The sequence below is a fragment of the Streptomyces sp. NPDC058145 genome, from assembly GCF_042884245.1.
In the GTDB taxonomy this organism is placed as follows: domain Bacteria; phylum Actinomycetota; class Actinomycetes; order Streptomycetales; family Streptomycetaceae; genus Streptomyces.
Genome location: NZ_JBHVUH010000006.1, coordinates 92,969 through 114,989, shown reverse-complemented (window position 1 = coordinate 114,989; position 22,021 = coordinate 92,969). Strand labels below are relative to the sequence as shown.

The 22,021-nt window shown below is 73.0% G+C and carries 19 protein-coding genes and 1 tRNA gene; 8 read left to right on the top strand and 12 right to left on the bottom strand.

The features are described 5' to 3' along the window. The first annotated feature begins 101 nt into the window (after window positions 1-101). Window positions 102-515 carry an SsgA family sporulation/cell division regulator gene (locus ACFVVO_RS15225; protein WP_390055060.1) on the top strand — a complete coding sequence of 138 codons (414 nt, stop codon included), beginning with the start codon at window positions 102-104 and terminating at the stop codon, window positions 513-515. 11 nt (window positions 516-526) lie between these two features. Here the strand turns inward: ACFVVO_RS15225 and ACFVVO_RS15220 are convergent, their stop codons facing one another. After that, window positions 527-1,933, bottom strand: coding sequence for an FAD-binding oxidoreductase (locus ACFVVO_RS15220; RefSeq protein WP_390055058.1), 1,407 nt, complete (start codon window positions 1,931-1,933; stop codon window positions 527-529). Between the two features lie 93 nt (window positions 1,934-2,026). On the opposite strand from ACFVVO_RS15220, the gene ACFVVO_RS15215 reads away from it, so the two are divergent. Further along, complete coding sequence (locus ACFVVO_RS15215; protein ID WP_390055057.1) at window positions 2,027-3,532, top strand: tetratricopeptide repeat protein; 1,506 nt, start codon at window positions 2,027-2,029, stop codon at window positions 3,530-3,532. Between the two features lie 25 nt (window positions 3,533-3,557). Here ACFVVO_RS15215 and hppD read toward each other — a convergent pair whose 3' ends face one another. After that, window positions 3,558-4,703: a 4-hydroxyphenylpyruvate dioxygenase gene (gene hppD / locus ACFVVO_RS15210; RefSeq protein ID WP_390055055.1), complete on the bottom strand. Its 1,146-nt coding sequence runs from the start codon at window positions 4,701-4,703 to the stop codon at window positions 3,558-3,560. Window positions 4,704-4,827: 124 nt separating this feature from the next. On the opposite strand from hppD, the gene ACFVVO_RS15205 reads away from it, so the two are divergent. The 5 genes from ACFVVO_RS15205 (at window position 4,828) to ACFVVO_RS15185 (ending at window position 9,049) form a co-directional block, all read left to right on the top strand. Next, window positions 4,828-5,298: an Lrp/AsnC family transcriptional regulator gene (locus ACFVVO_RS15205; protein WP_250400689.1), complete on the top strand. Its 471-nt coding sequence runs from the start codon at window positions 4,828-4,830 to the stop codon at window positions 5,296-5,298. A 68-nt stretch (window positions 5,299-5,366) separates the two neighbouring features. After that, complete coding sequence (locus ACFVVO_RS15200) at window positions 5,367-6,014, top strand: ABC transporter permease (protein ID WP_390055053.1); 648 nt, start codon at window positions 5,367-5,369, stop codon at window positions 6,012-6,014. Beyond that, window positions 6,007-7,248, top strand: coding sequence for a betaine/proline/choline family ABC transporter ATP-binding protein (locus ACFVVO_RS15195; protein ID WP_390055051.1), 1,242 nt, complete (start codon window positions 6,007-6,009; stop codon window positions 7,246-7,248). The genes ACFVVO_RS15200 and ACFVVO_RS15195 overlap by 8 nt, the downstream gene beginning before the upstream one ends. Continuing rightward, the gene (locus ACFVVO_RS15190) at window positions 7,245-8,093 is read left to right on the top strand and encodes an ABC transporter permease (RefSeq protein ID WP_390055049.1); all 849 of its coding nucleotides are present in this window, start codon (window positions 7,245-7,247) and stop codon (window positions 8,091-8,093) included. The genes ACFVVO_RS15195 and ACFVVO_RS15190 overlap by 4 nt, the downstream gene beginning before the upstream one ends. Next, complete coding sequence (locus tag ACFVVO_RS15185) at window positions 8,090-9,049, top strand: glycine betaine ABC transporter substrate-binding protein (protein ID WP_390055047.1); 960 nt, start codon at window positions 8,090-8,092, stop codon at window positions 9,047-9,049. Before ACFVVO_RS15190 ends, ACFVVO_RS15185 begins: the two co-directional genes overlap by 4 nt. 338 nt (window positions 9,050-9,387) lie before the next feature. On the opposite strand, the gene ACFVVO_RS15180 is transcribed toward ACFVVO_RS15185, so the two are convergent. The 6 genes from ACFVVO_RS15180 to ACFVVO_RS15155 form a co-directional block, all read right to left on the bottom strand. After that, entirely contained in the window at window positions 9,388-10,179 is a 792-nt protein-coding gene (locus ACFVVO_RS15180; protein ID WP_390055046.1) for a S16 family serine protease, read from the bottom strand. Between the two features lie 42 nt (window positions 10,180-10,221). Beyond that, window positions 10,222-10,863 (bottom strand): helix-turn-helix domain-containing protein, encoded by a 642-nt coding sequence (locus tag ACFVVO_RS15175; protein ID WP_358930389.1) that lies wholly within the window; start codon window positions 10,861-10,863, stop codon window positions 10,222-10,224. A 283-nt stretch (window positions 10,864-11,146) separates the two neighbouring features. Further along, the gene (locus ACFVVO_RS15170) at window positions 11,147-12,937 is read right to left on the bottom strand and encodes a DEAD/DEAH box helicase (protein ID WP_390055044.1); all 1,791 of its coding nucleotides are present in this window, start codon (window positions 12,935-12,937) and stop codon (window positions 11,147-11,149) included. 183 nt (window positions 12,938-13,120) lie between these two features. Next, window positions 13,121-13,495, bottom strand: coding sequence for a type II toxin-antitoxin system death-on-curing family toxin (locus tag ACFVVO_RS15165; protein WP_390055042.1), 375 nt, complete (start codon window positions 13,493-13,495; stop codon window positions 13,121-13,123). Next, window positions 13,492-13,692, bottom strand: a complete 201-nt coding sequence (locus ACFVVO_RS15160) for a hypothetical protein (RefSeq protein ID WP_390055040.1) — start codon at window positions 13,690-13,692, stop codon at window positions 13,492-13,494. Before ACFVVO_RS15160 ends, ACFVVO_RS15165 begins: the two co-directional genes overlap by 4 nt. Window positions 13,693-13,922: 230 nt before the next feature. Then, entirely contained in the window at window positions 13,923-15,362 is a 1,440-nt protein-coding gene (locus tag ACFVVO_RS15155; protein ID WP_390055038.1) for an MFS transporter, read from the bottom strand. Window positions 15,363-15,544: 182 nt separating this feature from the next. Here ACFVVO_RS15155 and ACFVVO_RS15150 point away from each other — a divergent pair. Next, a tRNA-Cys gene (locus ACFVVO_RS15150) sits at window positions 15,545-15,619 on the top strand. A 1-nt stretch (window position 15,620) separates the two neighbouring features. On the opposite strand, the gene ACFVVO_RS15145 is transcribed toward ACFVVO_RS15150, so the two are convergent. The 4 genes from ACFVVO_RS15145 to ACFVVO_RS15130 form a co-directional block, all read right to left on the bottom strand. Beyond that, window positions 15,621-16,781 (bottom strand): SUKH-4 family immunity protein, encoded by a 1,161-nt coding sequence (locus ACFVVO_RS15145; protein ID WP_390055036.1) that lies wholly within the window; start codon window positions 16,779-16,781, stop codon window positions 15,621-15,623. 195 nt (window positions 16,782-16,976) lie between these two features. Beyond that, entirely contained in the window at window positions 16,977-19,289 is a 2,313-nt protein-coding gene (locus tag ACFVVO_RS15140; RefSeq protein ID WP_390055034.1) for a xanthine dehydrogenase family protein molybdopterin-binding subunit, read from the bottom strand. Continuing rightward, entirely contained in the window at window positions 19,286-20,941 is a 1,656-nt protein-coding gene (locus tag ACFVVO_RS15135; RefSeq protein ID WP_390055032.1) for a 2Fe-2S iron-sulfur cluster-binding protein, read from the bottom strand. Before ACFVVO_RS15135 ends, ACFVVO_RS15140 begins: the two co-directional genes overlap by 4 nt. Next, on the bottom strand, window positions 20,938-21,831 hold the full coding sequence (locus tag ACFVVO_RS15130; protein WP_390055030.1) for an FAD binding domain-containing protein: 894 nt from the start codon (window positions 21,829-21,831) through the stop codon (window positions 20,938-20,940). The genes ACFVVO_RS15135 and ACFVVO_RS15130 overlap by 4 nt, the downstream gene beginning before the upstream one ends. Window positions 21,832-22,021 lie beyond the last annotated feature (190 nt).

The following is a 22,021-nucleotide window of genomic DNA, read 5'->3' as shown; positions in this document are numbered from 1 at the left end:
CGGAGAAACTTCCCCGAACCCGCGTAATGGTCCCGCCCCTGTCCCCTCTCCCCCGGTGCGGGCCCGCTCAGGGCGGCCCCGGATGAGAGGAAACGCAGGTCATGCAGCAGACCGTGGTGGAACGGGAGCTGGAGATCCAGCTCGTCCTGTCGCCCGAGCGGAGCGTCCCGGTACCGGCCCGGCTGGGTTACCGGTCCGGCGACCCCTACGCCGTGCACCTCACCTTCCACACCCACTCCGAGCAACCCGTCGAGTGGACGTTCGCCCGGGAGCTTCTGGTGGAGGGGGTGTTCCGGCCGTGCGGGCACGGGGACGTGCGGGTGTGGCCGACGAAGGCCGAGGGCCGCGGCATCGTCCTGATCGCGCTGAGCTCGCCGGACGGCGACGCCCTGCTGGAGCTGCCGGCCACGCCGGTGTCCGCCTGGCTGGAGCGGACGCTGCGGGCGGTGCCGCCGGGTACCGAGGACGGGCGGCTCGGCATCGACGACGCGCTCGACGAGTTGCTCGCCCGGTGAGGCCCGGCGGCTCAGAAGAGCTTGCCCGGGTTGAGGATGCCGAGCGGGTCGAAGACCCCCTTCACCGCGCGCTGCATCTCCACGCCGACCGGCCCGATCTCCCGCGCCAGCCACTCCTTCTTGAGCACGCCCACACCGTGCTCGCCGGTGATGGTGCCGCCGAGCTCCAGGCCGAGCGCCATGATCTCGTCGAAGGACTCGCGGGCCCGCCGGGACTCGTCGACGTCCTGGGCGTCGAAGCAGACGGTGGGGTGGGTGTTGCCGTCGCCGGCGTGGGCGCAGACGCCGATGGTGAGGCCGTACTTAGCGGCGATCCGCTCGACGCCCTCGAGCATCGCGCCGAGCTTCGAGCGGGGCACGCACACGTCGTCGATCATCGTCGTGCCCTTGACCGCCTCCAGCGCGGTCAGCGAGAGCCGCCGTGCCTGCAGCAGGAGTTCGGACTCGGCGGCGTCGTCGGCGGGCACCACCTGGGTGGCGCCGGCGGCCTCGCACAGCGCGCCGAGGGCGGCGAGGTCGGCGGCGGGGTCCGGGGTGTCGAAGGCGGCCAGCAGCAGCGCCTCGGTGGCCTCCGGAAGACCCATGTGGGCGAGGTCGTTGACCGCCTTGACGGTCGTACGGTCCATCAGTTCGAGGAGGGACGGCACATGCCCGCCCTCCATGATCCGGCAGACGGCGTCGCAGGCGGCGGCCGACGAGGCGAACTCGGCGGCCAGCACGAGCTGCTGGGGCGGCTTCGGCCTCAGCGCCAGCACGGCCCGTACGACGATGCCGAGGGAACCCTCGGAGCCGACGAAGAGGCGGGTCAGGTCGTAGCCCGCCACGCCCTTGGCGGTGCGCCGGCCGGTGGACATCAGACGGCCGTCGGCGAGGACGACGTCCAGGCCGAGCACGTACTCGGCCGTCACCCCGTACTTCACGCAGCACAGGCCGCCGGACGCCGTGCCGATGTTGCCCCCGATGGTGCACGTCTCCCAGCTCGAGGGGTCCGGCGGGTAGTACAGGCCGTACTTCTCCACCTCGCGGGAGAACGCCGCGTTGACGACGCCCGGTTCGACGACGGCGATCCGGTCGACCGGGCTGACCTCCAGGATGCGGTCCATCCGGGTCAGGGACAGCACGATGGAGCCGTCGGTGGCGTTGGCGCCGCCGGACAGGCCCGTGCGGGCGCCCTGCGGGACCACGGGTACGCGTAGCTCGGTCGCGGTCCGCATGACGTGCTGCACCTGTTCGACGGTGCGCGGCAGCACGACCACGGCCGGGGCACCGGACGGGCAGAAGCTCGCCATGTCGTTGGCGTAGGAGGCCGTGACGTCGGGATCGGTGAGGACGGCCTCGGGCGGCAGGCCGGCCAGGAGCCGGTCGGTGAGGTTGCTCGTCACTTCGTCGCGGGGCGCTTCGATACGGCTCACGATCACAGCGTGACACTCGGGGGCCATCGGTGTGAACCCCGTCCGTGCCGTCCTTGGGCCACCCGGATGTGCCCGGCGTACTGGCGCACAGTGAGCGGTATGGAGATCCGACCGTACGGCAGCTCCGCCCCCGCTACGTCCCTGGTGGCCGAGCCGCCCCCGCCGCGCCGCTCCCGGCGTCTGCTGCGGCGCCTGCTGGTCACCGTGCTGGCGGGATCGGCCGCGGCGGGCGGGGTGCTGATGCTGCTGCCGCCGGAGCCGGCGCACCGCCGGGCGGCACCGCCCGCCGCGGGCCCGCGGGCGCAGTCGCCGGCGCTGACGGCGGCCGCGGTCACCTCCGCGGTCACCTCCGGGGTCCCGGCCGCGCTGCCGGACCTGGCGGCGCTCATCGGGCGGCAGGAGAGCGCGGTGCGGGCCCGGCCCCGGGACGCGCGGGCCTGGGCGGTGCTGGGGGCCGCGTATGTGCAGCAGGGGCGGAGCGCCGCCGACGCGGCGGACTTCCCGAAGGCGGAGCGGGCGCTGCGGACCTCACTGGCGGTGGCCGGCACCGGGCCGGCGGAGCGCGCGGCGGCGCTGGGCGGGCTGGCCGCGTTGGCGAACGCGCGGCGGGACTTCCCGGCGGCGAAACGGTACGGCGAGCAGGCGCTGAAGCTGACCCCGAAGCGCTGGTCGGCGTATCCGCCGCTGATCGACGCCTACACCGGGCTCGGCGACTACAAGGCGGCCCGGGGCGCCCTGGACAAGCTGCTGGCGCTGCGCACCAGGGGGGCCGACCGGCCGGCGGTGATGGCGGGCGCCTCGGCCGTCTACCGGGACCGGGGCTGGCGCGAGGACTCCGTGGCCCAGCTGACGGACGCGGCGGCGGCCGCGCGCACCCCGGCCGAGCAGGCCGCGTATCTGACCGGGGTGGGGCAGCTGGCCTGGGAGCGGGGCGACCGGGAGGAGGCGCTGCGGCACTTCGAGGCGGCCGTACGGCTGGACCCCGGCCGGCGGGCGGCGCTGTCCGGTAAGGGGCGGACGCTGGCCGCGCTGGGCCGCACCGACGAGGCGGTGGCCGCGTACCGAGCGGCCCTGGCCCGGCAGCCGGACGCGCGGGACGCGCTGGAGCTGGGCGAGCTGTACGAGTCGCTGGGCCGGTACGAGGACGCCGGGCAGAGTTACGGCCTGCTGCGCGAGCGGGTCCGGCGGTCGGTGGCGGGCGGGGTCGACGAGGAGCTGCTGATCGGGCAGTTCGAGGCGGACCACGCCGACGCCGAGGACGCGGTGGAGCGGTTGCGGGAGGAGTGGCGGCGCCAGCCCGGGATCGAGGTGGCCGACGCCCTCGGCTGGGCGCTGCACCGGGCCGGCGAGGACACGGAGGCGCTGACCTACGCCTCGGTCGCGACGGACAAGGCGAAGGGCGGCGGCGTGATCAGTGCCCTGTACGCGTTCCACCGGGGCATGATCGAACGCGAGCTGGAGCTGGACGGGCCGGCCCGGCGGCACCTCGAGGAGGCGCTGCGGATCAACCCGTACTTCTCGCCGCTCGGGGCCGCGGCGGCGAGAGAGGCCCTGCGGGGGCTCGGGGAGGTTCCCGACGAGCCCCCGCCGGACGACATGTCCTAGACCCCTTGTCCGGACCAGGCCGCGGCTACAGGTTGCCCCGCTTCTCCTGCTCTCGCTCGATCGCCTCGAACAGGGCCTTGAAGTTGCCCTTGCCGAAGCCCATCGAGCCGTGCCGCTCGATCAGTTCGAAGAACACGGTCGGCTTGTCCTGGACCGGCTTGGTGAAGATCTGCAGCAGGTAGCCGTCCTCGTCGCGGTCGGCGAGGATCTTCAGCTCGCGCAGGGTGTCGACCGGGACGCGGGTGTCGCCGACCCACTCGCCGAGGGTCTCGTAGTAGGAGTCCGGGGTGTCGAGGAACTGGACGCCGGCCGCGCGCATCGTCCGTACCGTCTGCACGATGTCGTTGGTGTTCAGCGCGATGTGCTGGACACCGGCGCCGCCGTAGAACTCCAGGTACTCGTCGATCTGGGACTTCTTCTTGGCGACCGCGGGCTCGTTGATCGGGAACTTCACCTTGAGGGTGCCGTCCGCGACGACCTTCGACATCAGCGCGCTGTACTCGGTGGCGATGTCGTCGCCCACGAACTCCTTCATGTTCGTGAAGCCCATGACCTTGTTGTAGAACCCGACCCACTCGTTCATCCGGCCGAGTTCGACGTTGCCTACGCAGTGGTCGACGGCCTGGAAGGTGCGCTGGGCGGGCTGCTCGACGATCGGCGCGGCCGCCACGTAGCCGGGCAGGTACGGGCCGTCGTAGCCGGTGCGCTCGACCAGGGTGTGGCGGGTCTCGCCGTAGGTGGCGATGGCGGCGAGGACGACGGTGCCGTGCTCGTCCTTCACCTCGTACGGCTCGGTGACCGAGCGGGCGCCGTGCTCGACGGCGTAGGCGTGGGCGGCGCGCGCGTCGGGGACCTCGATGGCCAGGTCGACGACGCCGTCGCCGTGCTCGGCCACGTGCTGGGCGATGAAGTGGCCCCAGGGGCTGCTCGGCTTGATCACCGAGGTGAGGACGAACCGTGCCGAGCCGTTCTCCAGCACGTAACTGGCGGTCTCCCGGCTGCCGTTCTCCGGTCCGGAGTAGGCGACCAGCTTCATGCCGAAGGCGCTGGAGTAGTAGTGCGCGGCCTGCTTGGCGTTGCCCACGGCGAAGACGACCGCGTCCATTCCCTTGACCGGGAAGGGGTCGGCCTGCCGTGCGGTGTCGGGAGTGTGGTCTGTGGTCTGCGTCATAGCGGAAGGGTGGACCGGGCCTGCAAGGTGCGCAATAGTTCGCGTAATCACTGCGCAATGTGTTCAGCACGATCGCAGTGACGACGGGCTTTCTGTACAGGATGACCATCCCCCGGGAGGTGCTGTGGCGATCGATCGTCTGGACGGCCGGATCATCGTGCTGCTGGCGCGGGAGCCGCGGATCGGGGTGCTGGAGATGTCCCGGCGGCTCGGGGTCGCCCGGGGGACGGTGCAGGCGCGTCTGGACCGGCTTCAGTCGAATGGAGTCATCCGCGGCTTTGGGCCCCAGGTGGATCCGGCGGCCCTCGGCTACCCGGTCACCGCGTTCGCCACGCTGCAGATCCGGCAGGGTCAAGGGGCTGACGTACGGGCGCACTTGGCGACCGTGCCGGAGGTGCTGGAGCTGCTGACCACCACCGGCAGCGGGGACATGCTGTGCCGGCTCGTGGCCCGGTCCAACGCCGATCTCCAGCGGGTGATCGACCGGGTCGTCGGTTTTGATGGCATCGTCCGGGCCTCCACGGCGATCGTCATGGAGAACCCCGTTCCGCTGCGGATCATCCCGCTGGTGGAGCAGGCCGCCGTCGGCGAGTGAGCCGGGGGCGGGCGAGCGCGTGCGGCTCGGACGGCCGGGAAGGGTCCGACGAGCTGGGGTGAGGGCGCGTGAGCTTCTGGGAGTACCTGGGCAGCCGGCACCAGCAGTTGCTCGCGGACGGCTACCAACACGCCAGCGCGGTCTTCCAGTGCATGGTCGTGGCGACCGTCCTGGGTGTGCTGCTCGGGGTCGCCACCTACCACACCGAGTGGGCGGGCAACCTGGCCACCACGACCACGGCGACCTTCCTGACCATCCCCTCGCTCGCGATGATCGGCCTGCTCATCCCGATCGTGGGCCTCGGAGTGGCGCCCACCGTGATCGCGCTGACCCTGTACGGGCTGCTGCCGATCGTGCGGAACTGCATCGTGGGCCTGCGCGGGGTCGATCCGGCGCTGGTGGACGCGGCCCGCGGCATCGGCATGTCCCGGCCGGCGCGGCTGCTGCGTGTCGAGCTGCCACTGGCCTGGCCGCCCATCCTCACCGGCATCCGGGTCGCCACGCAGATGCTGATGGGCATCGCGGCCATCGCCGCCTACGCCTCCGGCCCCGGCCTGGGCAACGAGATCTTCCGCGGGCTGGCCTCGCTGGGCAGCAAGAACGCCCTGAACCAGGTGCTCGCCGGCACGATCGGCATCGTCATCCTCGCCCTGCTGTTCGACGCCGCGTACGTGCTGCTCGGCCGGCTGACCATTCCCAGGGGGATCCGTGGCTGAGACGACCCCCTCGCACGGCGCCACGATCGAGCTGGAGAACCTGACCAAGCTCTACCCGGGCAATCCGCAGCCGGCCGTGGACAACGTCAGCATGGAGATCAGGGCCGGCGAGACGGTGATCTTCGTCGGGCCGTCGGGCTGCGGCAAGTCCACGACACTGAAGATGATCAACCGGCTGATCGAGCCGACCGGCGGGCGCATCCGCATCGAGGGCGAGGACGTCACCCGCATCGACCCGGTGCGGCTGCGCCGCAAGGTCGGGTACGCCATCCAGTCCTCGGGCCTGTTCCCGCACATGACGGTCGCGCAGAACATCGCCCTGGTGCCGAAGATGGTCGGCTGGTCGAAGGGGCGCGTGCGCGAGCGGGTCGAGGAGATGCTGGACCTCGTCGGGCTCGACCCGGGCGAGTTCCGCGACCGCTATCCGCGCCAGCTCTCCGGCGGCCAGCAGCAGCGCGTCGGCGTGGCCCGGGCCCTGGCCGCCGATCCCCCGGTGCTGCTGATGGACGAGCCGTTCGGCGCGGTCGACCCGATCACCCGCGACCACCTCCAGGACGAGCTGATCCGGCTCCAGCGCGAGCTGCACAAGACGATCGTCTTCGTCACCCACGACTTCGACGAGGCGATCAAGCTGGGCGACCGGATCGCCGTCCTGCGCGAGCACTCGCACATCGCCCAGTTCGACACCCCGGAGGCCATCCTGACCAACCCGGCCGACGACTTCGTCTCCGGTTTCGTCGGTGCGGGCGCGGCCCTGAAGCGGCTCAACCTGACCCGGGTCCGGGACGTGGAGATGCGGGACTACCCGACGGTGACCGTGGACACCCCGCTGCAGCAGATCTTCGGGTTGCTGCGCGGCGGCGGCACCAACGAGATCCTGCTGCTCGACAAGCGGCGCCGCCCCTACAAGTGGCTGCGGCGCGGCGACCTGATGCGGGCCCGCGGCTCGCTGGCCCGCGCGGGCACGCTGGTGCACGACACGGTGACCCGGGACGCGACCCTGCGGGACGCGCTGGAGGCGGTGCTCACGGACAACGCCGGACGGGTGGCCGTGACCGGACGGCGCGGGGCGTACATCGGCGTCGTGGACATGGAGACGCTGATGAACTCCGTGCACGAACTGCTGGAGGCCGACCGGCTGGAGGCCATGGAGGCACAGGCCGGGCTGGAGGAGGCCCGCAGCCAGCAGACCCATTCCGAGCAGGAGGGGCACGGAGGGGAGACGAAGGCGTGAGCACCGAGCAGCCGCCCGGGGGCGAGCACGAGGTCGAGGGGCTGCCCCTGCGTGACGAGGGCGAGGCGGAACAGGAGGCCCCGCCGCCCCGGCAGCGCCCGCCCGCGCGCCGGCTGACCTGGCAGCGGCTGACCGTCCTGCCCTCGTTCCTGGTCCTGCTGCTGCTGGTGACCTGGCTGTGGTTCCGCCAGGCGGACCTGGACACGATCTCGCGGAACGCGCTCTCGGGCGGGCAGGTCTCCAAGGCGCTGTGGCAGCACGTGCAGTTGACGGTGATCTCGACGTTCTTCGTGCTGATCATCGCGATCCCACTGGGCATCCTGCTCACCCGCGGGGCCATGAAGAAGGCGACCCCGCTGGCGATGACGATCGCCAACATGGGCCAGGCGACCCCGGCGATCGGCCTGCTGGCGCTGCTGGTGATCTGGCTGGGGACGGGCACGAAGGCGGCCCTGATCGGCATCATCGTCTACGCCGTGCTGCCCGTGCTGGCCAACACCATCGCCGGTCTGAAGGCCAACGACCCGACCCTGCTGGAGGCGGCCCGCGGCATCGGCATGTCCCCGCTCGGCGTCCTCACCCGTGTCGAACTGCCCCTCGCCGTCCCGCTCATCCTCGCCGGCGTCCGTACGGCGCTGGTCCTCAACGTCGGTACGGCGACCCTGGCGACCTTCGGCGGGGGCGGCGGCCTGGGTGTGCTGATCACCACCGGCATCACCACCCAGCGCATGCCGGTGCTGGTGCTCGGCGCCCTCCTCACCATCGCCCTCGCCCTGCTGGTCGACTGGCTGGCGTCGCTGGCGGAGGTCATGCTCCGGCCGCGCGGTCTCGAGGCGGGAGCATGAGGCGCCGGGTGTCGCTGCTGCTGGCCGCGCTGCTCGTCGTACCGTCCGGCTGCGGTCTGACCAGCGGCTCCCCGATGGTCGACGATGTCCGGCCGGGTTCCATCGGGGCGGGCGAGCCCCTGAAGGGCGCCCATCTCACCGTCACCTCCAAGGAGTTCACCGAGCAGCTGATCCTCGGCGCGATCATGGGGATCGCCTTCCAGGCCGCCGGCGCGGACGTCCTGGACCGGACCGGCATCCAGGGCTCCATCGGATCGCGGGAGGCGGTCAAGAACGGGGACGCGGACGCGCAGTACGAGTACACGGGCACGGGCTGGATCACCTACCTGGGCAACAGCCGGCCGATCCCCGACCCGCGCAAGCAGTGGGAGGCGGTACGGGCGGCGGACCTGAAGAACGGGCTGACCTGGCTGGAGCCGTCGAAGCTCGACAACACCTACGCGCTCGCCATGAACCAGGCCAACTTCAAGAAGTACGGCACGAGAACGCTGTCCGAGGTGGCCGCCCTGTCCAAGCGGGACCCGGGAGCCGTCACCCTGTGCGTGGAGAGCGAGTTCGCCAACCGGGCGGACGGGCTGCCCGGCATGGAGAAGGCGTACGGGATGAGCGTGCCGACGAAGAACGTCACGCAGATGGACACCGGGATCATCTACACCCAGGTGGCGAAGGGGGCGTGCACCTACGGGGAGGTGTTCACCACCGACGGGCGCATCAAGTCGATGAACCTGGTGGTGATGGCGGACGACAAGAAGTTCTTCCCCAACTACAACGCGACGCCGGTAATCAACAGCGGGGTGCTGAAGAAGTGGCCGGCCATCGCGAAGGTCATCGAACCGGTCAGCGCCAAGCTGGACAACTCGGTGGCGCAGACGCTGAACGCCCGGGTCGACGTCAACGGGGAGGACCCGCACCAGGTGGCGCTGGACTGGATGAAGGCGGAGGGGTTCGTGAAGTAGGGGTTCTCCCCGCCCGGTCGCCTCGGAGCAGGTGGCAGCCGGTCACCCGGCCGGACTCGCCGGCCCGGGCGCCCGCGAGGACCGGGACGAACCGAGTGGCCCCGCCACGCGGCTCACCGTCCGGCTCGCCGCCGCCCCCGGACCGGTCCCGGCCGCCTGCCGGACCGGAAAGGCCCTCGTGCTGTGGCCGGAAAGATTGCCGGGAAGCTCGCGGCGTCCGGTGCGGTGCCTCGCAAGGCGGAGCGTCACCCGCGTACTGGATGTACTCGGGTGATGCGACAACGCGGCGAGGTGCCGTGCCGGGCCTCGCGAGCCGGTGAACCCTTCCGGTCGCAGCACTAGCAGCTCGGGACCTTGCCCTTGCCCTTCTCCAGGGCCACCAGGGAGTTCACCGCGCCCTTGAGCGTGGTGACCGGGATCAGCCGCAGGCCCTTCGGCAGCTCCGACCTGGCGTCGGCGCACTCGGCCTTCGGCACCAGGAAGACGGTGGCCCCGTCCCGCCGGGCGGCCTGGGTCTTCAGGGCCACCCCGCCCACCGCGCCGACCTTGCCGGCGGCGTCGATCGTGCCCGTACCGGCGATGGTGCGGCCGCCCGTGAGGTCACCGCCGCGGCCGTCGCCGTCCAGCGTGTCGATGATCCCCAGGGTGAACAGCAGCCCCGCGCTGGGGCCGCCCACGTCGGCGAGCTTCAGCCGGACCTTGACCTTGCCGGGACTCAGGTCCAGGTACTTCAGCGCCGCCTGGGTCGCCGCGTCCTGGGACTGGCGCATCTGCTTGGCGTTGTACTTCTCGATCTCCTTGACGCTGTTCCCGCTCGGGTAGACCGCGTCCCGGGGCATCACGGCCCGGTCGGTGCGGAACCAGTTGCCGAGCACCTCCGCGAGCGACACCCGGGTGTCCGGGCCGGTCGCCTCGATGGTCGTCATCCGCAACTGCCCGCTGGTCTCCCGGGCCGGCGCGCCCGAGACGGTGATCACCTGGGTGCTCCGGTTCTTGCCGAGCACGTCCGCCGTCATCCCGGGCTGCGCCACCGAGAACGGCAGCGGCGCGAACACCGCCGTGGCGAGCAGGGCCACGACGGGCAGGGCGCAGACGGCGACGGCCTGGGAGCGCGTGAGACGTGAGAGCACGCCATCAATCTACGGGACCCCTCGGTGGCGGCCCACCACAGCTCAGCGCAGCGCCTCCGCGACCTCCCGGGCCGCGTCCATCACCCGCGGCCCCACCCGTTCCGGCACGGACTCCGCCAGCATCACCACACCCACGCTGCCCTCGACCCCCGTCACCCCGACGAGGGGCGCCGCCGCCCCGCAGGCACCGGCCTCCAGCTCCCCGTGGGTCAGGGTGTACCCGGGGTCGGCCCGCGGCGACTGCCGGGCGGAGAGAATCGCCCGGCCCGCGGCCCCCCGGTCCAGCGGATGCCGGAAACCGGCCCGGTAGGCCACGTGGTAGTCCGTCCAGGTCGGCTCGACCACCGCGACGGCCAGCGCCTCGGTCCCGTCCACCAGGGTCAGATGCGCAGTCGCCCCGATGTCCTCGGCGAGCGACCGCAGCGCGGGCAGCGCCGCCTCCCGTACCAGCGGATGCACCTGCCGGCCGAGCCGCAGCACCCCGAGCCCGACCCTGGCACGTCCGCCCAGGTCACGCCGTACGAGGGCGTGCTGCTCCAGCGTGGCGAGCAACCGGTACACCACGGTCCGGTTGACGCCCAGTTTGTTGGAAAGCTCGGTGACGGTCAGCCCGTGGTCGGTGTCGGCCAGCAACTTGAGGACACGCAGTCCCCGGTCGAGCGTCTGGGAGGTCTCCGCGGTCACGACGCCCACTCCTTCGGCGGTGAGGTCGGCGGACCCCGGAGCGACGGATGCGACACCGAGTCCCGGCGGCGACGCGCTTCAGAGGCCGCCGATCGGCAGGACGCCCGGCGGCTCCGGGCCATGTCGCTTCACGGCTGCGCTCCGCGGCGGCGCTGCCACGGGGCGTGTGCGTAGCCGGACAGTAGCGAAGCCGGTTCGCTGAGCGGAAGCCTCCGTCCAGAATCCGGTCAGGGACGGATCCGGACTGCCTGCATTCGTCCCCATACGCACATGCCACAGGCTTTTACCGCATGCGTGTCGCCCACTCCTGCACCTTGGCGATCCGCTGTCGCAGCTGCCCCGCCGTCGCCTCCGCGCTGGCCGGTCCCCCGCACACCCGGCGCAGCTCGGTGTGGATGACACCGTGCGGCTTGCCGCTTTGGTGGACGTATGCGCCGACCAGGGTGTTGAGCCGCTTGCGCAGCTCCATCATCTCCTTGTGGCTGACCACCGGCCGGCGTTCGGCGGGCAGTTCCAGCAGGTCGGCCTCGGTGTCCGGCTTCTTGCGGCTGTGCGCGATCTGCCGGGCCTGCCGCTTCTGCAGCAGCATCTGCACCTGGTCGGGTTCGAGGAGGCCCGGGATGCCGAGGTAGTCCTGCTCCTCCTCGCTGCCCGGGTGGGCCTGCATGCCGAACTCGGCGCCGTCGTAGAGGACCCGGTCGAAGACGGCCTCGGACTCCAGCGCCTCGAAGGCGAACTGCTCCTGCTCGCCGGTGTCCTCGTCCTGCTCCTTGTTCGCCTCCTCCATCTCCTTCTCGGATTCGGCGTACGGGTCCTCCTCGCCCTCCTTCTTCGGCTTGTCGAGGGCGTGGTCGCGTTCCTTCTCCATCTGGTTGGCGAAGGTGAGCAGGTCCGGGACGGTCGGCAGGAACACGGACGCGGTCTCGCCGCGCCGCCGGGACCGCACGAAACGGCCGACGGCCTGCGCGAAGAACAGCGGGGTCGAGATGGTGGTGGCGTACACCCCGACCGCGAGCCGGGGCACGTCGACGCCCTCGGACACCATGCGCACCGCGACCATCCAGCGGTCGTCGCTGCCGCTGAAGTCGTCGATCCGCTTCGAGGCGCCGGCGTCGTCGGACAGCACGAGGGTCGCCTTCGTGCCGGTGATCTCCCGGATGAGCTTGGCGTAGGCGCGGGCGGAGTCCTGGTCGGAGGCGATGACCAGGGCACCGGCGTCCGGGATGCCCTTCCTGACCTCGGTCAGCCGCTGGTCGGCGGCGCGCAGCACGCTGGGCATCCAGTCGCCGCGCGGGTCGAGGGCGGTACGCCAGGCCTGGCTGACCGCGTCCTTGGTCATCGGCTCGCCGAGCCGGGCGGCGATCTCGTCACCGGCCTTCGTGCGCCAGCGCATGCTGCCGCTGTAGGAGAGGAAGATGACGGGCCGGACGACGTGGTCGGCGAGGGCGTTGCCGTAGCCGTAGGTGTAGTCGGCGGCGGACCGGCGGATCCCGTCCTGCCCCTCCTCGTACGTGACGAAGGGGATCGGGTTGGTGTCGGACCGGAACGGCGTACCGGTCAGCGCGAGCCGCCGGGTCGCGGGCTCGAACGCCTCCAGGCACGCCTCGCCCCAGGACTTGGAGTCACCGGCGTGGTGGATCTCGTCGAGGATCACCAGGGTCTTGCGCTGCTCGACGCGGTTGCGGTGCAGCATCGGGCGGACGCCGATGCCCGCGTAGGTGACGGCGACGCCGTCGTAGTCCCTGCCGAGCGGGCCCGCGCTGTACTCGGGGTCGAGCTTGATCCCTATCCGGGCCGCGGCCTCCGCCCACTGCTTCTTCAGATGCTCGGTCGGCGCGACCACGGTCACCTGCTGCACGACGTGGTGGTGCAGCAGCCAGGAGGCGAGGGTCAGCGCGAAGGTCGTCTTGCCGGCGCCGGGCGTGGCCACCGCGAGGAAGTCACGCGGCTGCTCCTGGATGTACTTCTCCATCGCCCCCTGCTGCCAGGCACGCAGCTTGCTGGCGGTGCCCCAGGGAGCCCGGCCGGGGAAGGCCGGCGAGAGGTGGTGGGAGTGTGCGGAGGAAGCAGTCATGGGTGCGGGCCCGGAGGGCCCTCCGTTGAGGGTGGCGGCGGGTGACGGGCGGGCGGTAGTCACGGTCTCCGTGGATCAGGGGGTAGGGCGGCTCGGCTACGTATGACAACCGGGCCACCCTACCGGCGCCCCGGGGCGCCCGACGCGCGAACAGGGCCGGGCCGCCCGCGGGTGGGACTCACGTCACAGTCGGCGCAGCCGTCCCGCGATCTGCCCCACATCGCTCACCCGGCCGGATGCCACGTCGATGACCAGGTCGTACGCGGTGTCCTGGTCGGCGCCGGCGAGATCGACGCCGTTGAGCGCGAGGAAGGTGGCCGTGGCCAGCCAGGCGGTGCGCTTGTTCCCGTCGACGAGGGGATGGTTGGCGGCGAGGGCGTGCAGCAGGGCGGCGGCCTGCTCGTGCAGGTCCTGGTAGGCGGCCGTGCCGAACATCCGGGCGCGGGGCCGGTGCACGGCGGAGGCCAGCAGCCCGGGCTCCCGGGCCTCGGGCGGGCGGCCGCCGAAGGCGACCTCCGCGATGGCGGTGACCTCGGCGACGGTGAGGTGACGGGTCATTCGCCGAGCCTCCTCAGCAGGTCGGCGTGGCTGAGCGCGAGACGCTCGGCGCACGCGCGGACGGCCGCTCCTTCCTCCCGCAGATACCGGCGTACGGCGTCCAGCGCCACCTCCTCGCCGGGGCGGCCGGACGCGTCCGCGAGGTCGTCCAGCGCCTGCCGGGTGGCGGGGTCGATGAAAAGGGTCAGCTCGTGCATGCGGCAAGGCCAGTGCTGTGGCCGGAAAGGTTTGCCGGGAAGCTCGCGGCGTCCGGTGCGGTGCCTCGCAAGGCGGAGCATCACCCGCGTACTGGATGTACTCGGGTGATGCGACAACGCGGCGAGGTGCCGTGCAGGGCGTCGCGAGCCGGTGAACCTTTCCGGCCACAGCACTGGGGATCGGCGATGTGCCCGGCGACCGGTTTACCGGCGAGGCCGAACTCCCGGGTTCACACCTCGCGGAGCCGTCGCGTCACCCATGCCCCCGCCAGCGCCACCGCCGCCATCGGCAGGAATACGGCGGCGAAGGCGGCGGGGTGGGATCCGCCGGCCGCCGAGGTCGACGTGGCCGCCGCGCTGCCGCCGCCCAGGGTCGCGAAGGCCGCGCCGGTCGCCGCGAGGAGGACGACGTTGGAGAGGGCGTCGGAGATCTGGAGCGCGGCGGAGTTGGCGCCGGCCTCCCTGGGCGCGGACAGCTGGAGCAGCAGCACGCTGGTTGAGGAGATCACCAGCCCCATGCCGAAGCAGCCGAAGCCCCAGGCGACGGCGACGGTCCAGACGGGCACGGAGTGCAGCAGCACGCTCGGCGCGGTGACGATCGCGGCGGCGACCAGCACCATGCCCGCCGTCATCAGCCGCTCCCGGTACGGCTCCACGCGGGGCCGCGACTGCACCCACGAGCCCAGCGCCCAGGTGACCCCGCCGGCCGCCAGCGAGAACCCGGCGAGCGTCGGCGACAGTCCCCGCTGGGTGACCAGCATCAGCGGGACGAAGGACTCGGCGGCGATGAAGGACCCGGCGGACACACCGCGCAGCAGCACGACGGAGGGCAGGCCGCGCGCGGCGCGGTAGGTGCCGCGCGGAAGCAGCCCGAGGACGGCGGGCACGAGCAGGGCCGCACCGGCGAGACCGGGGACCAGCGAGAGCCATCGCAGGTCCTGGGCGGCGTACTGCAGGAGTCCCGCGCCGAGGGAGATGGCGAGGGCGAGCCGGATGCGGCGCCGGTCGAAGGAGGCGGCGCCGTCGGTGCCGTCCACCGGTCCCGCCGCCCGGCGCCGTATCTGCGGCAGCGCGAGGGCGAGCGGGAAGACGACCAGGGCGGGGATGCCGAGGAAGACCCAGCGCCAGCCGAGGTGCTCGGTCACGGCGCCCGAGGCGAGCGGGCCGACGATGGACGGTACGACCCACCCGGCGGCGAAGGCCGCCATGATCGCGGGCCGCAGCCGCTCGGGGTAGGCGCGCCCGACGACCACGTACAGCGCCACGATGACCAGCCCGCCGCCGAGGCCCTGTACGGCCCGCCCGAGGATGAACACCCACATGACCCCGGCGGTCCCGGCGACGACGAGCCCGGCGGCGAAGGCGGCGATCCCCGTGGTCAGCGCGCCGAGCGGCCCGCGCCGGTCGGACCACTGGCCGGCGAACACCATGCCGAACAGGCTGGTCGTGAAGTATCCGGAGAACGCGAACGCGTACAGCGCCAGCCCGTCCAGCTCGCGCGCGGCCACGGGCATCGCGGTGCCGACGGCGGTCGCCTCGAAGGCGATGAGCAGCACGACGGAGACGATCCCGACGCTGAGCGCCCGGTGTTCCCGGCTCAGCACACCGCCGCCGTCCTTCTCGACGGCATCACTCACCACACCGGTGTCACGGGACTCGAGGGCACTCATGGTCGCCAGAGTAAGGTCCACGGCCGGGTTTGACCCCTGTCGGTGGTCCCGCCCGGACTCCGACCTTGGTCGTAGACCCCCGACTCGCGCTTCATGAACGGCGTATGGCAGTCCCGTTGCGGGGCCGCGCGTTCCCTTGAGCGGCGGTCCTGGCCCGCCCTACGTTCTTCTCAGCAAGACACGACCGTGTGCCCGAGTGGTTCAGGGAGTCGCCTGCAAAGCGACTTACGCGGGTTCGATTCCCGCCACGGTCTCCAGCTAGAGCACCCCGCCCGCCTCGTCCTGGAACAGTTGTGTCCAGTAGTGCCAGGCGGTGTCCGGCAGGGTGGCCGTGGGGTCCACCGCGGTGAGGGTGTGGATCATCGTCGCGGCCAGGTGGTCGTAGGCCTCTGTGCTCAGCTCGTTCGACAGGTGTTCGTCGATGGTGCGCTCGTGGTGCAGGAGCCAGAGGGTGAAGGCCAGGGTGGAGACGTCGGTGTTCAGGGGGTGGAGCGTCGCCTCGGGCTCGCTGAAGGTGAGCACCGCGCCCGTTCTGCCGTCGACCACCAGGCTGTTGTCATCGATCAGGTGGCCGAGGCGGATCAGGTGGCCGGCGTGGGCGGGGAGGGCGTCCAGGGGGTAGTCGTCGCAGCGCTCGGTGGTGAAGTACTCGGTGAGCGTCGGCAGCGGGACGTCGGTGTCGGCGTGGAAGACGACCGTCTCCTCCGGCAGGCCCGTCTCGCGCAGGAAGCGGCGGGTCGGCTCGTGGGTGAGCGTGGCGGGGAAGTCGACCTCCTCGAACCGGGCCACCCGGCCGTGGCCGAACTCCTGCTCCAGCAGGCGGGCCGGGACGTCCAGGGTGAGGCCGGACATGGTGCCCGGCCCCGCGACGAGCGCCAGCGGGCGGATCAGGGCCGCGGCCTTCCAGTAGGGCGGGACCCGGCCGTCGGTGCCCTCCGCGAAGAGGGCGAGCAGGCGGCGCGATGCCTCGGTCGCCGTCCTCGGACCGTACTTGCCCGCCAGGGACGCGAAACGGCCGCGCAGACCCGCCAGTTCCTCCGTGACCGCGGCGAAGCGCAGCAGGGTGGCCAGCGAGGGCGCGAAGGGGCGCGGGTCGGAGGGGCCGACGAGGTAGGCCGTCGTCAGCTCGCCGGTGTCGCCGTCGAGCAGGATCGACTCGCGCTCCATGCCGGCCGGGTTCAGCAGTTCGCCGATCACCAGGCGGTCGCGGAGTTCCTCCGCCAGGTGGAAGGGGCCGTCGGTGGCGTCGCCGAGGGTGCGCAGGCCGTGCGCGCGCAGCGGGGAGAAGGTCAACAGGGCGGTGTCCGCGGGCAGTCCGGGGCCCGTGAGCAGTCCGCGGGTCGGGGCGTGGGTGATGTGACGGCCCAGTTCCGCCTCGGTCAGTGTGATCGCCGGGATCCCGGCATCGGTCGTGCTCATCGCTCCCCCGCGATCGTCCCCGTGCGTGCCTGTGTGCGTGCGTCGTCGTGCGCGGTGCCCGGGGAGGTGCCCCCCGACTGCTCAGCACACTACGCCGCACCACTGACAACGGCCCTCACCAGGAAGGACGTCAGACGGGCCGGGTCCGTTGCCCGCCCTGCCCGTGCACGGCCGTCGCCGTGCACGCGGGCGTGGTCACTGGGACGTCACCACGGCCGCCTGCGGGCGGATCGGGAGGCGGTTGACCGGGCGGCCCGTCGCCGCGCGGACGGCGGAGGCGATCGCCGCCGGAGACGTCACCACCGGGACCGCGCTGACCGACTTGGCGCCGAAGGGCGCGACCACGTCGCGTTCCTCGACCAGCTTCACGATCCGGATGTCCGGCGCGTCCAGGGTGGTCGGCAGCGCGTATCCGGTCAGGTCGGGGTGGCGGATCAGGCCGCGCGGGGTGCGCAGGTTCTCGGTGAGGGCGATGCCCACGCCCTGGGTGACGCCCGCCTCGATACGGGCCGCGAGCTGGGCGGGGTTGAGGACCCGGCCGACGTCCTGGGCGACCGCCAGCTCCACCACCCGGACCGAGCCGATCTCGATGTCGACGTCCACCACCGCGCGGATCGCGCAGAAGGCGAGGCCCACGAAGGCGTCGCCCTGACCGGCGGCGTCCAGCGGCTCGGTGGGGTGCGGACGGCACTGGGCGGTGGCCCACAGTTCCTTGCCGTCCAGCGCCTCGGTGACGGTGGTCGACAGCACGCCGTCGTAGGAGGTGATCTTGCCGTCCGTGATCTGCAGCAGCTCGGTGGACATGCCGAACTTGTGGGCCAGGGGCTGCAGGAGCTGGGTGCGGACCATCTTCGCCGCCCGCTCCACCGCGCCGCCCGACACCCAGGTGTGGCGGCCGCGGCAGCCCGCGCCGGCCGGGGGCTGGTCGGTGTCGACGGGTGCCACGTGCACCTCGTCGATGCCGAGCGTCTCCTGGACGATCTGGCGGGCGAGGGTGGTGAAGCCCTGGCCCGTCTCCACGGCCCCGCAGAGCACGGTGGCCACGCCGTCGTGCACCTTCACCGTCGCCGTGGAGACCTCGTCGGCGCCCTCGCCACCGAGCATGTGCACCATGCCCAGGCCGTAGCCGACACCCCGGCGCACCGCGCCCGGCTCGCCCGCGCCCTCGGGGCCGCCGGGCAGCAGCCACTCCTCCTCCGGGGTGTCCATGGGCAGCTCGGGCAGCGGGAAGTCACGGACCGCCTGCAGGAGTTCGGCCACCGGGGCCGGGCAGGTCACGGTCTGGCCGATGGGCAGGACGTCGCCGGTCGCGAGCGCGTTGCGCAGGCGCAGCTCGGCCGGGTCCAGGCCCAGTCTCTTCGCCAGCTTGTCCATCTGCGCCTCGTAGGCGGCGCACACCTGCATCGCGCCCTCGCCGCGCACATGGCCGGAGGGCGGGTTGTTGGTGCGTACGGCCCAGCCCTCGATGAAGGCGTTCGGGACGACGTACGGGCCGCACGCGAAGGAGACGGCGGCGGCGAGGGCTTCGGCGGAGGTGTCCGCGTAGGCGCCCGCGTCGAGCAGGATCTGCGCCTCGACCTTCACCAGCCTGCCGTCGGCGTCCGCGTGGTGGCGGTAGCGCAGCAGGGTGGGGTGACGGTGGGCGTGGCCGAGGAAGGACTCCTCGCGGGTGGCCGTGAGCTTCACCGGGCAGCCGGTCTTCAGGGCGAGCAGGCCGAGCGGGAGCTGGAAGCCCTGGTCCTCGCGGTCGGCGGTGGCGCCGGGCACCCCGGTGACGACGATCTTCACCCGATCCGGGGACAGGCCGTAGCAGGCCGCGGCCGTCTCGCGGTCGGTGTGCGGGTCGGTGGAGGCGAGGTACAGCTCCACACCGCCGTCGGGCCGCGGCACCGCGAGGCCGGCCTCGGCGCCGATGGGGGCGGGGTCCGCGCGGCCGATGCGGTACTGGCCCTCGACGACGATCTCGCCGGCCGCCTCCGGGTCGCCGTGGTGCAGCGGGATGTGCCGGATCAGGTTGCCGTCCGGGTGCAGCGGTTCGGCCTCGAAGGCGTGCTCGGGGTCGGTGACCGGGTCGAGCACCTCGTACTCGACGATGACGGCCGCGGCGGCCATCCGCGCGGTGTCGGGGTGGTCGGCGGCGACGGCGGCGATGGGCTCGCCGTGGTGCCGTACGACCTCGGAGGCGAACACCGGGCGGTCCGGCGTGCCCCGGCCGTGGCGGGGGGTGCCGGGGATGTCCTCGTGGGTGACGACGGCGCGTACGCCGGCCATCTCGCGCGCGTGGGTGGTGTCGATGGAGAGGATGCGCGCGTGCGCGTGCGGGGAGCGCAGCACGGCGGCCCACAGCAGCCCCTCGGCCCACAGGTCGGCCGCGTAGGGGAAGGTGCCCTCGGTCTTGGCGCGGGCGTCGGCGTGCGGCAGCGAGGCGCCGAGGCCGTGCGGCAGCGGCTCGGGGTCGGCGGCGGGTGGCGCCGCGGTGGTGGTCGCGGTGGCGGCTTCGTTGCTCATGCCTGGCCTCCGTCCTGGCCGTACTGCTGGTCGTGCGGACCCGGTGTCCCGAAGGTGCCGGGGCTGTCGAAGAGCCCCGGTGACTCGAAGGCCGCCGGGTTGACGCCGCCGGCGCCCGGGCCCGCCTGGTGCGGGATGCGCGCCTCCTCGGTGTCCGGCCCCTGGTCGGCGGTGGTGTGGGCCTCGCGCTCGGCGACGACCTCCTTGACGGCGTCCAGGACGCCCCGGTAGCCGGAGCAGCGGCAGAGGTTGCCGCACAGGGCCTGCCGGGTCTCCAGCTCGGACGGCGCGGGGTTGCCCTCGAGGAGGTCGTGCAGGGTCATCGCCATGCCCGGGACGCAGAAGCCGCACTGCACGGCGCCGCACCGGGCGAGCGCCCGCTGCACGTCGGAGGGCTGCCCGTCGGCGGCCAGGCCCTCGACGGTGCGCACCTCGCTGCCGGCCGCGGTGACGGCCGGGACCAGGCAGGAGGCCACCAGGCGGCCGTCGACCTGCAGGTTGCAGGCGCCGCACTCGCCCTGCGAGCAGCCGTCCTTGGCCCCGGCGAGGCCGAGCCGCTCACGCAGGACGTACAGCAGGGACTCGCCGATCCAGGCGTCGGTGACGGGCCGGTCGGTGCCGTTGACCCGCAGGACGTAGGAGGCGAGGGGGTGGTCGTCGTGGGGCGGGAGGACGGCGGGGTCGTCGCCGGGCGCGTCGTCCTGGTCCGGGGTCCGGGCCGACGGGTCCTCGTCGGCCGTCGCGTCCTCGGGCGCCGCTGCGGGTGCCCCGTCCTGCCGCGCGTCCGCGGCGGATCCGGTGCCGGTGTCCTCGGGCGCGCCGGTCTCGTCCGCCGGTGCCGCGGGGGTGTCCGGCACGCCGGACGGGATCGCGGGGTCCGGCGCCGCGGCCGTGTCCGGCGTTTCCAGGGCCTCGGGGGCCGCCCGGTGACCGGCGGGCCCGTCGTGCCGCTGCGGGCCGTCGGCGAGGCCCTCAAGGGCCTGTGCGGGCGGGGCCGGGTCGTAGGGCGACGCGGGCGCGAACTCCGGTGCCGTGGAGGCTTCGGCGGTGGGGGGCGCGAACTCCGTCGCCGGGGCCGCGCCGGCGGTGTGGGGCGCGGCGTCCTGCTCCGGCTCTCCCCACGGCTGTCCGGCGGTCTCCGTCGCCCAGGGCGCGGACGCGCCGCCGGGAAGGGTGGCCGGCGGGGTGCCGCCCCACTGCTCGACCAGCGAGGACGTCGTGAACTCGCCCGACTCGTCCGGGAGGTCGCCGCCGACGACCGGGATGGACCACTGTCCGGTGACGTCGTGTCCGGGGGCGGGCCGGGCCGCGGGCTCCTCGAAGGTCCACTGCTGGGTCGCGGCGGGCTGGTACGTGAACCGGTCGCCCGTGCCCGGTTCCTGGGGCACGGCGTTCGGGTCGGGCCACCGGCCGCCGCCGTCGGGCGCGGGCCACTGGTCCGCGGGACCGTCGGGGGGCGCCGCCGTTATCCGCGGCGGGACGTAGCCGTGTCCGGGGGCGGCCAGGGGGCTGTCGCCGGACAGCAGGGCCTCGATGCCGCCCTCGGGCAGCTTGACGAAGGCGGTGGCGCCGTCGTCGTAGTCGCCCTGGGGCAGCGGGTCCCAGCGGCCGCCGCCCTGGGGGGTGCCCTCTCCGTGCTGGTCGTCGGTCACGACAGCGCCCTCCCCAGTGCTCGTCGGGCCAGCGCGGCGACGGTGCGCCGCAGGTGCAGTACGGCGGGCGGCAGCGGGACCACGGAGCCGTCCGGCTCGGGGGCCGGGTCGGGGATGCAGGCCGCGGAGACGTACTCCCCGAAGGCGTGCAGGGCCTCCGGTACGAGCGCGCGGTCGTTGTCCCAGTCGATGAGCTGGGCGACCCACTGCTCGGCGTCCAGGGGGCGCAGCGGCATCGGCGCTATGGCACCGACGGCACAGCGCACCCCGCGCCGGGCCGGGTCGAGCACCACCGCCACCGAGGCCAGCGCGCGGCCGGGGCCGGTGCGCCCGGTCGCCTTCAGGAAGACCTGGGGGGCGTGCAGCAGCGGCACGCGCACGTAGCCGATGAGTTCGCCGCCGCGCAGCATCTCCACGCCGGCCAGCAGGTGCGAGACCGGGATCTCCCGGCGGGCTCTGTTCGGGCCCGCGATGATCAGCGTCGCCTCGAGGGCGGCCAGCACCGGCAGCGCGTCGCCGGTGGGGGCGGCCGAGGCGATGTTGCCGCCCAGGGTGCCCGCGTTGCGGATGTGCGGCGGGCCGGCGGCACGCGCGGCGGCGGCGAGCGCCGGGATCAGGGCCGCGAAGTCGGGACGGCCCATGCGGGCGTGCGTGAGGCCCGCGCCGAGCAGCGCGTGGCCGTCCAGGTACTGCCAGCCGCGGATCTCGCTGATCCGTCCGAGGCCCACCAGGGCGGCGGGCCTGAGCTGGCCGGAGTTGACGGCGGCCATGAGGTCGGTGCCGCCCGCCACGGGGACGGCGGCGGGCATGGCGGTGAGGGCCGCCACGGCCTCGTCCAGTGTCGTGGGCAGCGTGACGGCCTGCGCCGCCTGCGGTGCGTGCGTGGTCAAACCGGCTGCCCCTTCCCGCTGCCCCACCTGGTCCCACCTGTGTGGCCGTACGGTACGTGCTCACAGGGCGGACGTGGCAACTCTGGCACATCTTCGCAAGGGCCGGACGCGGGGGTCCGCCAGGAGGCATTCGCCCACCTCATCGGCGACATGTTCCGTTTTCGCACGGCATCACCGGTGCGCGCCGATC